Consider the following 15,102-nt stretch of genomic DNA (forward strand, 5'->3'; position numbering starts at 1 on the left):
GGCGTCAGTGTAGAACAAGCCGCCGACTACAATGTCGGCCTTCTCCGGCCTTCCCTGCCTCACCTCATGCGCACCATCACCTCCTGGGATATTTTCTGCTGCGTCGTCGACAACTATGGCGACATCGGCGTGTGCTGGCGCCTGGCCCGGCAGCTCACGCAGGAGCACGGCCACACCGTACGGCTGTGGGTCGACGATCTGCGCGCGTTCGAGAAACTCTGCCCCGCCGTTGATGTGGCTGCCGAGGCGCAGCGCGTCTCGGGTGTCGATATCCGCCACTGGGGCGACGATGCCCAGGTCGCCGCGCTGCTCGCCGCGGATGCGCACCCCACGCCGCATAACGTGGTGGTTGGGGCCTTTGCGTGTGCCGTCCCAGAGCTCATTCTGCAGGGCATGGCCGCGCGGGCAGCTCAGGGCACGGCGCCTGTCTGGATCAACCTGGAATATCTCAGTGCAGAAAATTGGGTGGCCGAATTCCACGCGCTGCCATCGCCACATCCAAGCGGGCAGACCAGACATTTCTTCTTTCCGGGCTTTGCACGCAACACAGGCGGCGTACTGCGCGAATCGCACCTCGGCGCGCAGCGCACGACGTTCAACACCAGCCCGGCAGCACATCAGGCGTTGTGGCATCGCCTTGGGGTCGACGACCTGATGCGCGACAACCCCAACGCACTGCGCGTGAGCCTATTTGCGTACGCCAACCCAGCCCTGCCGACGCTGGTTGCCCAATGGGAGGCCTCCCCGGAGCCTGTGATCTGTCTGGTGCCCGAGGGCTTGGCCGCCACGCAAATCGCCGAGTTGCTCGGTAACACCGGTGCCTCCAAAACAGGCGCACGCTGGACACGCGGCCAACTGACCGTCGCCGTGGTGCCGTTTGTGCCGCAAGAACACTACGACCCCCTGCTGTGGGCGTGCGACATCAACTTTGTGCGCGGCGAGGATTCCTTCGTACGCGCCCAATGGGCGCTGCAGCCCTTTGTCTGGCACATCTACCCGCAAAGCGACGATGTGCACCTCACCAAGCTGGACGCCTTTCTGGCCCGCTATACACCAGCGCTGGCGGAAACCGACGCCAACACCCTCATCGCCTTCTGGCACGCATGGAATGGTGCGCCCGCGTCACTCAACTGGGCGGAATTTGCCGCCATTGCCCCCCGCCTGCGCGTACGGTCCATCACCTGGGAGCAAAGCTTGATGCAACTGGGTGATCTCGCCGCGAATTTGGTAGCTTTTTGCGAAAAACAGGTAAAATAGCGGGCTGATCTCTGTATGCGGCCCCGGCTTTGACCTGATTCGCGCGACCCGAGGGTATCGCGCGGTGCTTCGTTGCTTGGCGCGCATCGAACCCTCTTACTCTCAGGAAATGTGAAATGGCTTTGAAAATCGCGCAAGAACTCCGCGCTGGCAACGTGTTCATGTGGGGCCCTCCCGGCAAGGCCCAAGAGGCGTTGGTTGTGCTCAAGACCGAGTACAGCCGCTCCGGCCGCCAAGGCGCTGTTGTCAAAATGAAGTACAAGAACCTGCTGAACGGTGCTGGTGGCGAATGGGTGTTCAGCGCCGACGACAAGCTGGATCAGGTCATCCTGGACAAGAAGGAAGCCGAATACTCGTACTTCGACGGCACGATGTACGTGTTCATGGACCCGGTCAGCTACGAGCAGTACAACGTTGAGCCGGCCGCCATGGGCAGCGCGCTGAACTACCTGCAAGACGGCATGAAGGTCGAAGTGACGTTCTACAACGAGAACGCCATCTCGGTGGAACTGCCGACCACGGTTGTCCGCGAAATCGTCTACACGGAACCGGCCGTCAAGGGCGACACGTCGTCGGGCAAGGTGCTGAAGGCCGCGCGCATCAACGACAACGAAGAATTCACGATCATGGTGCCGCTGTTCTGCAACATCGGCGAAAAGATCGAAATCGACACGCGTACGGACGAGTACAAGAGCCGCGCCAAGTAATCTGGCGCAGCACCAACAAAAAAGGCAGCTTCGCGCTGCCTTTTTTGTTGCCCGCGAAAAACGAAGCGGGCATGCCGCCCGCCATCGCCTCTCGATACGTTACGCAATCAGCCTGCCCTCACGCAGCGTACGCAGCGCCTGCTTGTAGGCCGATTGCTGCTGCAGCTTCGACCAATCCTTGATCGCCCTGCCTCCAAACAGCCGACGCACGCGTCGCTGCGACGCTTTGCCCATCGCCACATCCAGCTCACCCAGCAGGCGATCGGCCTTGTCCGGCGCATTGCAGATCAGCACCATGTCGCAGCCCGCAGCCAGCGCCGCACGGGCACCGTCCACCACCGAGCCGGCGACGCTCGCACCTTCCATGCTCAGATCGTCGCTGAAGATCACGCCGTCGAAATTGAAATGGGCGCGCAGCATGTCCTGCAGCCAGAAGCGCGAGAAACCCGCCGGATTCGGATCGACGGCCGAATAGATGACGTGCGCCGGCATCACCGATTGCAGGCCGAGTCCCATCCAGCCATAGGGCTGGGCGTCGTCATTCAGGATGGCCTCCAGCGGGCGGTCATCCACCGGCACGGCAACGTGCGAATCAGCCTGGACATAGCCGTGGCCAGGGAAGTGCTTGCCGCAGTTGGCCATGCCGGCCAGGCGCAGGCCGAGCGTCAGATGGTTCGCGAGCATGGTCACGACGCGCGGATCCCGGTGGAAAGCACGGTCGCCAATGACGCTGCTGGTACCGTAGTCGAGATCGAGCACGGGCGTGAAACTCAGGTCGATGTCACACGCGCGCAGTTCAGCGGCCAGCACGTAGCCGCATGCGGTGGCGGCACGCGTGGCGGCCAGCACGTCGCGGTCCCACAGTCGGCCCAGAGCGCCCATGGCCGGCAGGTGCGTGAAACCATCGGTCTTCGCGCGCTGCACGCGGCCGCCCTCGTGGTCGATACAGATCAGCACGTCGTCGCGAATGGCGCGGATCGCCTGCGTGAGCGCCGTCAGTTGCGCGCGCGATTCGAAGTTGCGGGCGAACAGGATCACGCCCCCCGTCAGCGGATGCGCGATGCGGCGGACATCGTCAGGCCCGAGTTGAAGGCCTGCCACGTCGAGAACGATCGGACCGGGGCGTTTCTGCGTCTTTGCTGTGGAATTCATGCGGTGGGTTTCGTTTGCAACTCGGCGACGGCAAAAGCAACTGCGTAATCGCGCTCGTCCGTCACGCTGATCTGGATGTGGAGGCCATGCTGCGCAATCCAGTCGGCCAGTTCGCCGCTGTAGCGCACCACGGGTTGCCCGGAGGGCAGGTTGAGCGTCTGCACGGCGCGCCACGTCATCGGCCAACGCATGCCCAGGCCGATGGCCTTGGACACGGCTTCCTTGGCGGCAAAGCGCGTCGCCAGAAAAGCCAACCCGCGGCGCTCGGAGCGTGCCTTGCGTGCGTGGTAGACCCGCAGCTCATCCGGCCCGAGCACCTTTTCGGCGAAGCGGCCGTTGGTCCGCTGCATCACGCCCTCGACACGCTCGATCTGGATGATGTCCGTCCCGATGCCATAGATGGCGCCGGACACCCTGGCGGCAGCGGCTTGTTCGCTCATACGGGCACGCCCGGATGGGCCGCAGAGGGCGTCATGGACGACAAGCGCGCCGCCACCATGATCGCCTTCATCTCGCGCACCGCGTTTTGCCAGCCGGCAAACACGGCATGCGCCACAACAGCGTGGCCGATGTTCAGCTCGTGGATGCCCGCGATGGCGGCAATGGGTTGCACGTTCGTATAGTGCAGGCCGTGGCCAGCATTCACGCGCACGCCCCAGCGGATGCCCTCCTCCACAGCCGTTTCGATGCGGACGAGTTCCGCCTTCACCTCGGCATCGTCAGTGGCTTCGGCATAGCGGCCAGTGTGCAGCTCGATGACGGGTGCGCCAGCGGCAGCCGCGGCTTCAATCTGTGCCGCATCCGGATCGATGAACAGCGACACGCGGATGCCCGCGTCGGCCAGCTGTTTGCACGCTGCCTGCACCTTGGCAAAGCCGCCCACCACATCCAGGCCGCCCTCGGTGGTCACCTCCTGCCGGCGCTCCGGCACGAGACACACGTCTTGCGGGCCAATGTCGCAGGCGATGTCGAGCATCTCCTGCGTGACGGCGCACTCCAGGTTCATGCGCGTACGCAATTGCGGGCGCAGCGCACGTACGTCGGCATCCTTGATATGACGACGGTCTTCGCGCAGATGCAGCGTGATGAGATCAGCGCCCGCCTCTTCCGCCAGCAGTGCTGCCGCAATCGGATCCGGATAGGTGGTGCCGCGCGCGTTGCGCAGCGTGGCCACGTGGTCGATGTTGATGCCCAGGTCGATAACGCCCGGCGAAGCATGAAAGATCATAGTTTCTGCAAGTCGATCAGGATCTGGCGCGTCGAAAGCGGCGTGCCGTGCAAATGATAATGCAGCAGGAAACGCATCAGGCTGCGGCTCTGCTGGGCAGTCGTGGGGCGTGAGGCGTAGTCGTCGCGCTCCATGTCGATCAGGGTCTGGCCGCGCAGCACGGGCCACGAGGAGGGGTCACTCGGCAACACGCGACGGATGCCGCGCTCAGGGTGATACACGTAGTCGCCATCGGCCTGCACCGGCTCGCCGTCGATACATCGATCCAGTTGGGCAGCAAAGCCGGTTTCCCGCAGGAGCACACGCTCAAACGCGCGCAGTGTCAGCGCGGCGGGTTCACCGTGAGCGAGCTTGTTGAGTGTTTCGACGTAGTGCGCGAACAGCACCGGGTGGCCGTCTTCGCGGGCGACGAACTTGACCAGCAGTTCGTTCAGATAGAAGCCCGACAACAGCCCTTCGCCACCCAGCGGCACCATGCCACCGACCCATTCCGCGCGGGTCAACGTGCGTACATCGCCGCGACCACTCCATGACACCGACAGCGGCTGGAACGTCTGCAGCACCGCGCGCAGCGCCGAATGCGGTCGCTTGGCGCCCTTGGCCACCAACGCCATGCGGCCGTAGTCCGGCGTGAAAACGTCGATGATGAGGCTGGTCTCGCGGTACGGATAGCTGTGCAGCACGAAGGCCGGCTGCGCCGCTACGCGCGTCTCAGAGCGCCCGGCAGGAAAGCTCCTGCGCGGCGCGGCGCCGGCAACGCCTTCTTCGGCCAGCCATTCCGCCGCCTCGTCCGGAATCGGATCGGATCGTCCCGCCATCGAGCGTGTGTGGAGTGGCCAGTGAACGGTAAGCGACTAACGGTTATTCGTAGCCGTAGGCGCGCAGGCCGGCTTCGTTGTCGGCCCAGCCGCTCTTGACCTTGATCCAGACCTCCAGATACACCTTGCCGTCGAACAGTTTTTCCATGTCCATGCGGGCTTCGGTGGAGATCTGCTTGAGCTTGGCGCCCTTCGCACCAATGATCATGGCCTTGTGCGCATCGCGGTCAACCAGGATGGTGACGAACACGCGGCGCAGGCGCCCTTCGGTCTCGAACTTGTCGACAACGACGGTGCTGGAGTACGGCAACTCATCGCCCGTCCAGCGGAAGACTTTCTCGCGGACGATCTCGGCGGCCAGGAAGCGCTCGCTGCGATCGGTCAGCGCTTCCGGGTCGTACATCGGTTCGCCTTCCGGCAGGTACGGACGCACGATGCCGAGCAGGCGGTCGATATCGTCGCGGTTCTTGGCGGACATCGGCACGATTTCGGCAAACGGAAACACCTGCGCCATGTCCTGCAGGAACGTGGCCACCATCTCGGCACGCGTGTAACCATCCAGCCGGTCAACCTTATTGACGATCAGGATCACAGGCGTCTCGCGCGGCAACAGCGAGAGCACCTTCTCATCGTCCGGGCCGTAGCGGCCAGCTTCGACCACGAACAGCACGGCATCCACCGACGTGAGCGTGGAAGTGACCGCGCGATTCAACGAGCGGTTGAGCGCGGTAGCATGGCGCGTCTGGAAGCCCGGCGTATCGACGAAGACGAACTGCGCGTCGTCCGTCGTCTGGATGCCGGTGATGCGATGCCGCGTGGTCTGCGCCTTGCGCGACGTGATGCTGACCTTCTGGCCCACCAGGGCGTTCATCAGCGTGGATTTGCCGACGTTCGGCCGCCCAACAATGGCGACCATGCCGCAGCGGAACCCCTCCGGCGTGCCAGATTCTGGCTGCGGAGGCTGCAATGGGGTGTCGCTCATTTACCTGATTATTCCTTCAACCTGAGAGACAACTGCGGATCGGGCGGCGTGGCCTGTTTGCGCGTCTTGCCGGTGCGCTCGGCGCGGCTGCGCTTGACGAGCTGCGGCACCAGGCGATGTGCTTCTTCCAGGGCCAGCTTGGCCGCCGATTGTTCGGCCGCGCGCCGCGATGCCCCGTTGCCGGAGACGCGAATCTCCAGCTTCGGGATCGTGCACTCGACCTCGAATTGCTGATTATGCGCCGCGCCGTGGGTGGCAACCACCGTGTACAGCGGTAGCGCAATTTTGTGACCTTGGAGGTACTCCTGCAGCAGCGTCTTGGCGTCCTTGCCAAGCGTGCGCGGGTCGACCTGCTCCAGGATCGGGATGTAGAGCTTGCGGATCAGCGTGCGGGCGGCATCGAAACCGCCATCGAGGAATACCGCCCCGAAAATGGCTTCCAGCGCATCGGCCAGGATGGACGGCCGACGGAAGCCACCGCTCTTCAACTCACCTTCGCCCAGGCGCAGCGCGTCGGGCAACTGCAACATCTGCGCGATTTCGTACAGCGCCTGCTGCTTGACCAGGTTGGCCCGCACACGCGACAGATCGCCCTCATCCAGCTTGCCGAACATGCCGTAGAGCATGTCGGCGACGGCACAGTTCAGGATCGAATCACCCAGAAACTCCAGGCGCTCGTTATGCATCGCACTATGGCTGCGATGGGTGAGCGCCTGCTGCAGCAACTCCGGTTTGCTGAAGCGGTAGCCAAGACGTTGCTGTAGTGCTTCCAAACTCATGTCAACGCTGGGTTCCCGAATAGGTAATCACCAAGCCGATCGGGCCGTACAACGGGATCTCGCGCTTGTACGAGAAGTGCACTGCCTGAATGGTGCCGCCTGCATCCAGCACTTCCAGGTCCTCGCCCTTCAGCGACGTGATGTCGTCGATGGCGGCCTGCTTGTCGAACGCGCCGACAACATCTACGCGCGTGGCAGCCCGCTCGCGCGCCTGCTTCACGGCACGGGTGATTGCCTGGTATTCCATCAGGCTCGGAATGGACCGGATTGCCGGCAACACAGCCGTGATCAGCACGATGATGCCAATCAAGATGCCGAACATCGTAATCCCGCGCGACTGGCGTTTCAGACCGGCCTGACGAATCCGCATTGCATTTCCCCCGTTGTGCAATTGCCGAGTTTCAATAAGAGCTTTTTGATTCACTTATCGGATCAATGGAAGCCGCCGATCCGCTTCAGGTCACCCAGGTTCATCCAAATGAAGAACGCTTTCCCGACGATGTTCTTGTCCGGCACGAAGCCCCAGTAACGGGAGTCCGCGCTGTTGTCGCGATTATCGCCCATCATGAAATAGTGACCTGCAGGTACCTTGCAGGTAAAGCCGGTCTGATTGTAAGTGCAGTTCTCGCGGAACGGAAAATCGTCCGGGCCGGACACATAGGCGGGGCGATCGGCGTCGTTCAGGATGTTGTGCGAGACCGTGCCGAGCGTTTCCTGGTACTGCTTGGAATACGTCAGGCGCTCGCCATCGAGGTAATCGGACTGCGGCGCATACGTGGCAGGCTGGTCATTCACCGTCAGACGCTTGTTGTCGTACTTGACCACGTCGCCCGGCACGCCGATCACGCGCTTGATGTAGTCCATCGACTCGTCTTTCGGGTAGCGGAAGACCATCACGTCGCCGCGCTGCGGCTGGTTCATCTCGACAATCTTCTTGTTCACGATCGGCAGACGAATGCCGTACGTGTATTTGTTGACGAGGATGAAGTCGCCGATCTGCAGCGTCGGGATCATCGAGCCCGACGGAATCTTGAACGGCTCAATCACGAACGAGCGCAGCAGAAATACCGCGGCAATCACCGGGAAGAAACTGGCGGTGTACTCCAGCCACCACGGCTGGCGCAGCTTGTCTTCGGCCAATTGCAGACGCGCGGTGCCGATGTCGCCACCACCGCCGTACTGGGCTTGCACTTGCGCACGCGCATCGAATTCAGCCAGCGCGGTCGCTGCTGCGGCTTGACGCTGGCGCTGGAATACGAGCTTGTCAGCCACCCACGCAATACCGGTGATGACGACAAGAATAAACAGGATCAGGGCGAAGTTCATGGAGGAGAGATCGTCCGAGCGGTGTCCGGGTTATTTTTCTTCGACGCGCAGGATGGCCAGGAAGGCCTCTTGCGGAATTTCAACGGTGCCGACCTGCTTCATGCGCTTCTTGCCCTCTTTCTGCTTCTCGAGGAGCTTCTTCTTGCGCGAGATATCGCCGCCGTAGCATTTGGCCAGCACGTTCTTGCGCAGCGCCTTGACGTTCTCACGCGCAATCACGTTGGCACCGATGGCCGCCTGGATGGCCACGTCGTACATCTGGCGCGGAATGATCTCGCGCATCTTGGCGGCGACTTCACGGCCACGATACGTGCTGTTGGAGCGGTGCACGATGATGGACAGCGCATCGACCTTGTCGCCGTTGATCAGGATGTCGACCTTGACCACGTCCGACACGCGGTATTCCTTGAACTCGTAGTCCATCGACGCATAACCGCGCGAGACGGACTTCAGCCGATCGAAGAAGTCCAGCACGATTTCGCCCATGGGGATCTCGTACGTCAGTTGGACCTGGCGACCGTGGTAGCTCATGTTGATCTGCGAGCCGCGCTTCTGCTCGCACAGCGTGATCACGGCGCCCACGTAGTCCTGCGGCATGTACAGGTTGACCGTGACGATCGGCTCGAGGATTGCCTCGATCTTGCTCGGGTCTGCCGGCATCTTGGCCGGGTTTTCGACCTGGATCATGGTGCCGTCGCGCTGCTGCACCTGATAGACCACCGTCGGTGCAGTGGTGATCAGGTCCATGTCGAATTCGCGCTCCAGGCGCTCCTGCACGATCTCCATGTGCAGCAGGCCCAGGAAGCCGCAACGGAAGCCAAAGCCCAGCGCCTGCGACACTTCTGGCTCGTACTGCAGCGACGCATCGTTCAGCTTGAGCTTTTCCAGCGATTCGCGCAGCGCTTCGTATTGATTGGCTTCCACCGGATACAGGCCGGCAAACACCTGCGGCTTGACTTCCTTGAAGCCCGGCAGCGGCGCTTCGGCCTTGCGCGGCGCCACGTGCGTGATCGTGTCGCCCACCTTCGCGGCCTTCAGTTCCTTGATGCCGGCGATGACGAAACCCACCTGCCCCGCCGACAGCGATTCACGCGGCATCGACTTCGGCGAGAACACACCGACCTGTTCCACCAGATGCTGCGCGCCGGTTGCCATCAGCAGGACCTTGTCCTTGGCGCGCAGCGTGCCGTTCACCACACGCACCAGCATCACCACGCCGACGTAGTTGTCGAACCACGAATCGATGATCAGCGCCTGCAACGGCGCGGCCGGATCACCCTTGGGCGCCGGCACCTTGGCGATCAGCGCTTCCAGCACGTCCGCCACGCCCACCCCGGTCTTGGCGGAGCAGCGCGTTGCGTCGGTTGCATCGATGCCGATCACGTCTTCGATTTCCTGGATGGCGTTTTCCGGGTCGGCGGCCGGCAAGTCGATCTTGTTGAGCACCGGCACCACTTCCACCCCCAGTTCGATGGCGGTGTAGCAGTTGGCAACCGTCTGCGCTTCCACGCCCTGCGAGGCGTCCACCACCAGCAGCGCGCCTTCGCAGGCGGACAGCGAGCGGCTGACTTCATAGCTGAAGTCGACGTGCCCCGGGGTATCGATCAGGTTGAGGTTGTAGACCTTGCCGTCCTGCGCCTTGTAGGACAGCGCAGCGGTCTGGGCCTTGATGGTGATGCCGCGCTCTTTCTCGATATCCATCGAGTCCAGCACCTGGGCTTCCATCTCGCGGTCGGAGAGCCCCCCACACAACTGGATGATGCGATCGGCCAGCGTCGATTTGCCGTGGTCGATGTGGGCGATGATCGAGAAATTACGGATATTGTCCATCGAATGCGTCGAAAAGCGCCCATCCCGGGCGCATCTGCCGGGCGCGAAGCGGTTCCGGCAAGGCCAGCGCGCGTGAGACGGCGCCAGCGGGAGGTATTGGGTTCCAAGCCGAGGCTACGGCACAAAAATCGTGCACTGCAAAAATCGGCGCTAACAGTCGATTTTACCGGATTTCCGGGGGCTCCCCGCGCCTCTTTTTGCGGCAGCGACGCGTCAGCCGAGCGCCAGCTGTTGCGCGAGCCACTCATGCACGGCAGACGCGTCCAGAAAGTAGTGGCACAACTCCTGCGCCTCGCCATGCGGCGCGTCCGGCGCGCCCGTCATCAGCACCGGCACCAGCTCGCCGAAACGCGCTTCCAACGCTGGATCGCTATCGACATCCACCTCGTGCAGCACAAACGAAAAGCCGCGCTGGAACGGCTCCAGCGCGACCTTCATGTCGTCGCACAAATGGCAGTACGAGCGGCCGTACAGCGTCAGCTCAATCACTGACCACTGCCCGAACGCGCAGTGCTCGGGCGCATTGTCACCACCTGGGTCGCATCGCCACGGCGCACGAACACGGCCACCATACGGTTCTTGTCGAGTTTGGCGACCACGTCATTGAACTGCTTGGCGCCCGTGATATCGGTATCGCCGACGCGCAGGATCAGATCCCCAGGCCGAATGCCAACGCGCGCAGCGGGCCCTTCAGCCACCTGCACCTCGACACCGGTTTTGGTCTTGAATTCACGTTGGGCACCCTCCGACAGATCGGCCACCACCAGCCCCAGCGCATTCGGCTTACCCGGGCCCTGCTGGCTGTTGTCCGGCTGCGTGCCCTTGCCGCGCTGGGCGACCTTGGTATCCGAAGGCAGCTCGGCCACGGTCACCGTCAGATCGCGCGTTGCACCCTTGCGCCAGACTTGCACGGTCGCGCGCGTGCCAGGCTTGGTCTCACCGACTTGGCGCTGCAGATCGCCGGCCTTCTCGATGTCGCGGCCATTGAATTTCAGAACGATGTCGCCAGCCTCGATGCCAGCCTTGTCGGCCGGGCCGCCCGACTCAACGTTGCCCACGTACGCGCCGCGCGCACGGCCAATGCCGAGCGATTCCGCCGCGTCCTTCGGCACGTTGTCGATGGCCACGCCAATGCGGCCGCGGGTCACGCGACCCTGCGCCTTGAGCTGATCCGCCACACGCATCGCTTCATCGATCGGAATCGAGAACGAGATGCCCATGTAGCCGCCGCTCTGGCTATAGATCTGGTTGTTGATGCCGATCACCTCGCCACGCAGGTTGATCAGCGGCCCGCCCGAGTTGCCCGGGTTGACAGCCACATCCGACTGGATGAACGGCAAGTAGTCGCCCGTATCGCGCCCCTTGGCCGACACGATGCCAGCCGTGACCGTGTTGTCCAGTCCGAACGGCGAGCCGATCGCCAGCACCCACTCGCCGACGCGCACCTTATCGGAATCGCCCTGCTTCAGGCTCGGCAGGCCACTGGCCTCCACCTTGACGAGGGCCACATCGGTGCGCTTGTCCAAGCCGATCAGCTTGGCCTTGAACTCACGCTTGTCGAGCAGCGTCACGTAGATGGTCTCGGCGCCGTCAACCACGTGAGCGTTGGTCAGGATATAGCCATCGCCGGAGATGATGAAGCCGGAACCCACACCACGGCTCTGCTCTTCTTCTTGCGGCTGCGGTGTATTGCGGCGCTTCTGTCCTTGTCCCTGACCAGGCATGCCAGGCATGGGCACGCCGAAGAAACGGCGGAAGAACTCAGCCATGTCGTCGTCGTTCGGGCCACCTTGCATGCGGACCTTCTCGGTCGTGCGGATGTTGACGACGGCGGGACTGACCTTCTCGACCAGATCGGCAAAATCGGGCAAACCATACGTGCCGGTAGCCACGCTGCCGGTCGCATTCTGCGCATAGGCCGGCGCGAGCGCGCCCCCGGCCGCCATGAGGGCAGCGACGCACAACAGACGCAATGCATGAACGGTTCGAGCGGTACGCATGAAGGCTCCCCGGAACAAAGACAGAGTGAGAAATGCGCTGCGCGATGTGTTCGCGCAGCTTGAGGCAGGTGCCGGCCTATTGCGGAGCGTTGGCCGGCTTGCTGGCTGCCGAGTTGGCCGCGTTGGCGGAAACCGGCTTGTAGTCGACCGCTGCACCAAACTGCTTGATGGTAGCAAACGGCACTTCGCCCACCACCGTCAGCCAGAAATCGGCAATGCGGCGCACCATCACGTGCGTAGCGCCCTGCGAAATGAAGCCTTCGCGACGCGTACGCTTCTCGGAAACCGGCTCAATGAAGAGCGACAACCCGGCGAGCCCATCGCTGAACACGACCTGCTGCACCTCGAAGCTCGAACTGCCTTTGCCCGCCGGCGCAATGTCGCCCAACGGACGACGTACCTCACGAATCTTCTGGAAACCCTTGATAGGCGTACCGATCGTCCAGCCCTGATCGGCCAGATTGGTCGGCTGCGTGATGATCTCGTACTGGTTCCAGCCACTCAGATTCTTGAGCGCGGCGATGATCTTCTGCTTTTCCGACGGCACGCCCACCTCGACTTGCGAGAAGGCGACCTGTTCCAGCACCTTGCCGTCATCGCCGATGGTCTGCGCGCGCATCAGCAAGCCGCTGTTGCGGTCGGCCCAGATGCGATAGGCATAGCGAAAGCCATCTTTCGGATCGAGCTGGAAGACTTCGCAATCCATGCCGGCAACGCGCTCGGACGGCAGATGACGCATGTCGTACTGGTCGAGCACATCACCATTGGTTGTGGCGAGCAGCGCCGGGAAGCTGTCCTTGTGCTCCTGCTTCTCGGTCACAACCAGCTTGACGTCGTAGATCAGGTTCCGAACGACATCATTCTGACGCAGCATCTCGCGCTGCTTGCCGTCGAGGGCTTCAACGCGCTCATACTCGTTGTTGAAGAGATCGGCGTAGTGCTGAATGCGCGTGGAATGCATGCCGGTGCCACGCTGATACGTCAGCGTGCCGACATAGTTCTGCTTGAGCGCCGCGCGATGGATTTTGGCCAGCCATGAGGCAGCCTCCTTGCGCGGCATGGGCTCGACTTGCGGCTGCGCAGCGGCAACCAGCGTCGACGCACAGAGAAGGAGAAAAACGGACCGACGAACGGCCTGCAGCTTGCGGGCGCCTGCCCCGGCAACGGGGTGCCACACCTTCGACATGGATGCCCGCATTATTCCTGATTGGAGTCCTGGGTGTTCGACACCCCGTTGGCCACCGCACGCAGATACGGAACCACCATGCCGTTGGTCGCCGACTGACGATGCGCGCTCAGGTATTCGTCCAGGCGAGCGTCGCGGATCATGGGCGTGTTGTCGGCCGAGGCCAAGGTCACTCCCTGCGCGTCGGCACCTTGTACCGCCTTGGCAACCAGTGCGGGCGAAGCGTTGCCGCCGTCGGCGGGCCCCCGCAATTGCGGCACGACCACCCAACTAACGGCCGCCACCGCCGCAGCCACGGCGGTCGTTGGCATGATCCGGCGGACCCACGAAGGGCGAACCAGGAAGCGATGCCTCTCTTCGGCTTGCGCGCGCTGCGCCACGGCCGGCACCAGCAGGTGCGGCTCGGCTTCGAGCGTGGCCGAGAACCGGCTGAGGAAATCTTCGGAGGAACGCGTGTTCAGCAGATCTTCCGATCGGAGCACATCACCGATCAGTTGATACTCGCGCCAGTGCGCCGCGCCCTCGCCGTCCTTGGCGAGTTCGACAGCCGACGACACCTCGTGCGCCGTCAGTTCACCGTCCATCAACGCGGAGATACGCTGCGCGAACTCCGCTTCTGCCGTCTGCATTTGAGCCTGACCCATTTCCCGACCCCAAAACTCCAACGTCCAATCAACGATCCGAGAGAAGACTTCCCGAGGTTTCACCGTTTGCAGCCGGGGTTTACACCCGCAGCTGCCGGCTTGTCATATCGGCTGGCTACCACCGTTTGCCCTCCACTGTTCCCAGCAGGGGGCGCAATTTCTCGGCAATCGCCTCGCGAGCCCGGAAAATCCGTGACCGGACCGTCCCAATTGGACACTCCATCGCTTCGGCGATTTCCTCATAGCTCAGACCCTCGATCTCCCGAAGCGTAATTGCGGTACGCAATTCCTCGGGCAGCGCTTCCATTGCACGGTTGACCGTTTCGGCCACCTGCTTGGTGTGCAGCATGGAGTCCGGCGTATTGATATCCCTTAGTTGTTCACCGTCGGCAAAAGTTTCAGCCTCTTCGGTGTCAATGTCGCTGGACGACTCCGGGCGCCGGCCCTGGGTCGCCAGGTAGTTCTTCGCCGTGTTGACGGCGATGCGATACAGCCACGTATAGAACGCGGATTCACCCCGGAACTGGGGTAACGCACGGTAGGCCTTGATAAAGGCATCCTGTGCCACATCCTCGACTTCGGCGGGGTCACGGATCAGGCGAGAGACGAGACGAATGATCTTGCGGTGGTACTTGACCACCAGCAACTCAAACGCCCGCTTGTCGCCTTGCTGGACGCGCTCGACGAGGATCTGGTCGGCTTCGCGTTCACTCACGGATTCTTCACCTGCAGTGTATCGCCTTGAATTTTTATGACTTCGAAACGTTGTATTTTACCTACGACACACCGGTCGCCTGAGAGGCCATCGGCGGCGGCCCCAGACGCAACAGACTTCGTATACGGCGCAACAGCCCGACGGCAAACCAGGGAGGCATCAGCACGAAGATCTGCGGACACCGCCCGCGCTGCGCGACACCCAGGATCAAAACGCGCTCGCCAAGAGACCAAGACCATAGCAGAAGCGCATTTCGGACCGCTTGAGGCGTCTCCAGCCGGACCTGCCAAACAGGCTGGCCTGGCTCACCATCTGCTTTGAGACGAGCGCGCCACATCAGTTCCATCGCAAGCGGTGAACGATTCACTACCAGCGGAATGCACGCTGCCACTGCCAGTGCACCGATCACGACCCACGTCAGCATCGGGAGCGCCGCACCCCACGCACCGACCAACCAAAGCAAGACAAAGCAAACAAG

Annotated in this window: 17 protein-coding genes; 2 read left to right on the forward strand and 15 right to left on the reverse strand. The window is 62.6% G+C overall.

All coding sequences use genetic code 11. The features are described 5' to 3' along the window. Positions 1–66 precede the first annotated feature (66 nt). On the forward strand, positions 67–1,257 hold the full coding sequence (gene earP / locus V6657_RS10745) for an elongation factor P maturation arginine rhamnosyltransferase EarP (RefSeq protein ID WP_048936110.1): 1,191 nt from the start codon (positions 67–69) through the stop codon (positions 1,255–1,257). Between the two features lie 122 nt (positions 1,258–1,379). Beyond that, complete coding sequence (gene efp, locus V6657_RS10750) at positions 1,380–1,964, forward strand: elongation factor P (protein ID WP_048936126.1); 585 nt, start codon at positions 1,380–1,382, stop codon at positions 1,962–1,964. Positions 1,965–2,063: 99 nt separating this feature from the next. Here efp and nagZ read toward each other — a convergent pair whose 3' ends face one another. The 15 genes from nagZ to V6657_RS10825 form a co-directional block, all read right to left on the reverse strand. After that, positions 2,064–3,116: a beta-N-acetylhexosaminidase gene (gene nagZ, locus V6657_RS10755; protein ID WP_048936111.1), complete on the reverse strand. Its 1,053-nt coding sequence runs from the start codon at positions 3,114–3,116 to the stop codon at positions 2,064–2,066. Continuing rightward, positions 3,113–3,556, reverse strand: a complete 444-nt coding sequence (acpS, locus tag V6657_RS10760; RefSeq protein ID WP_048936112.1) for a holo-ACP synthase — start codon at positions 3,554–3,556, stop codon at positions 3,113–3,115. The genes nagZ and acpS overlap by 4 nt, the downstream gene beginning before the upstream one ends. Further along, positions 3,553–4,344, reverse strand: coding sequence for a pyridoxine 5'-phosphate synthase (pdxJ, locus tag V6657_RS10765; protein ID WP_048936113.1), 792 nt, complete (start codon positions 4,342–4,344; stop codon positions 3,553–3,555). Before pdxJ ends, acpS begins: the two co-directional genes overlap by 4 nt. Beyond that, the gene (gene recO, locus V6657_RS10770) at positions 4,341–5,162 is read right to left on the reverse strand and encodes a DNA repair protein RecO (protein WP_048936114.1); all 822 of its coding nucleotides are present in this window, start codon (positions 5,160–5,162) and stop codon (positions 4,341–4,343) included. Before recO ends, pdxJ begins: the two co-directional genes overlap by 4 nt. 43 nt (positions 5,163–5,205) lie before the next feature. Then, entirely contained in the window at positions 5,206–6,144 is a 939-nt protein-coding gene (gene era, locus V6657_RS10775) for a GTPase Era (RefSeq protein ID WP_048936115.1), read from the reverse strand. A gap of 8 nt (positions 6,145–6,152) precedes the next feature. Next, positions 6,153–6,923 carry a ribonuclease III gene (rnc, locus tag V6657_RS10780; RefSeq protein WP_048936116.1) on the reverse strand — a complete coding sequence of 257 codons (771 nt, stop codon included), beginning with the start codon at positions 6,921–6,923 and terminating at the stop codon, positions 6,153–6,155. A gap of 1 nt (position 6,924) precedes the next feature. After that, positions 6,925–7,293, reverse strand: a complete 369-nt coding sequence (locus tag V6657_RS10785) for a DUF4845 domain-containing protein (protein WP_048936117.1) — start codon at positions 7,291–7,293, stop codon at positions 6,925–6,927. Positions 7,294–7,355: 62 nt separating this feature from the next. After that, on the reverse strand, positions 7,356–8,249 hold the full coding sequence (lepB, locus tag V6657_RS10790) for a signal peptidase I (protein WP_048936118.1): 894 nt from the start codon (positions 8,247–8,249) through the stop codon (positions 7,356–7,358). Positions 8,250–8,279: 30 nt separating this feature from the next. Then, entirely contained in the window at positions 8,280–10,079 is a 1,800-nt protein-coding gene (gene lepA, locus V6657_RS10795; protein ID WP_048936119.1) for a translation elongation factor 4, read from the reverse strand. A 213-nt stretch (positions 10,080–10,292) separates the two neighbouring features. Next, complete coding sequence (locus V6657_RS10800; RefSeq protein WP_048936120.1) at positions 10,293–10,568, reverse strand: glutaredoxin family protein; 276 nt, start codon at positions 10,566–10,568, stop codon at positions 10,293–10,295. After that, complete coding sequence (locus tag V6657_RS10805) at positions 10,565–12,079, reverse strand: DegQ family serine endoprotease (protein WP_048936121.1); 1,515 nt, start codon at positions 12,077–12,079, stop codon at positions 10,565–10,567. The genes V6657_RS10800 and V6657_RS10805 overlap by 4 nt, the downstream gene beginning before the upstream one ends. A 76-nt stretch (positions 12,080–12,155) precedes the next feature. Then, a complete protein-coding gene (locus V6657_RS10810; protein ID WP_048936122.1) occupies positions 12,156–13,265 on the reverse strand; it encodes a MucB/RseB C-terminal domain-containing protein in 1,110 nt (369 codons plus the stop codon). 11 nt (positions 13,266–13,276) lie between these two features. Further along, a complete protein-coding gene (locus tag V6657_RS10815) occupies positions 13,277–13,909 on the reverse strand; it encodes an RseA family anti-sigma factor (RefSeq protein WP_048936123.1) in 633 nt (210 codons plus the stop codon). 115 nt (positions 13,910–14,024) lie between these two features. Then, positions 14,025–14,624: an RNA polymerase sigma factor RpoE gene (gene rpoE / locus V6657_RS10820; RefSeq protein WP_021195369.1), complete on the reverse strand. Its 600-nt coding sequence runs from the start codon at positions 14,622–14,624 to the stop codon at positions 14,025–14,027. Positions 14,625–14,685: 61 nt separating this feature from the next. Beyond that, complete coding sequence (locus V6657_RS10825; protein ID WP_248694720.1) at positions 14,686–15,048, reverse strand: hypothetical protein; 363 nt, start codon at positions 15,046–15,048, stop codon at positions 14,686–14,688. Positions 15,049–15,102: the final 54 nt, after the last annotated feature.

This window comes from Ralstonia sp. RRA (genome assembly GCF_037023145.1).
GTDB lineage: Bacteria > Pseudomonadota > Gammaproteobacteria > Burkholderiales > Burkholderiaceae > Ralstonia.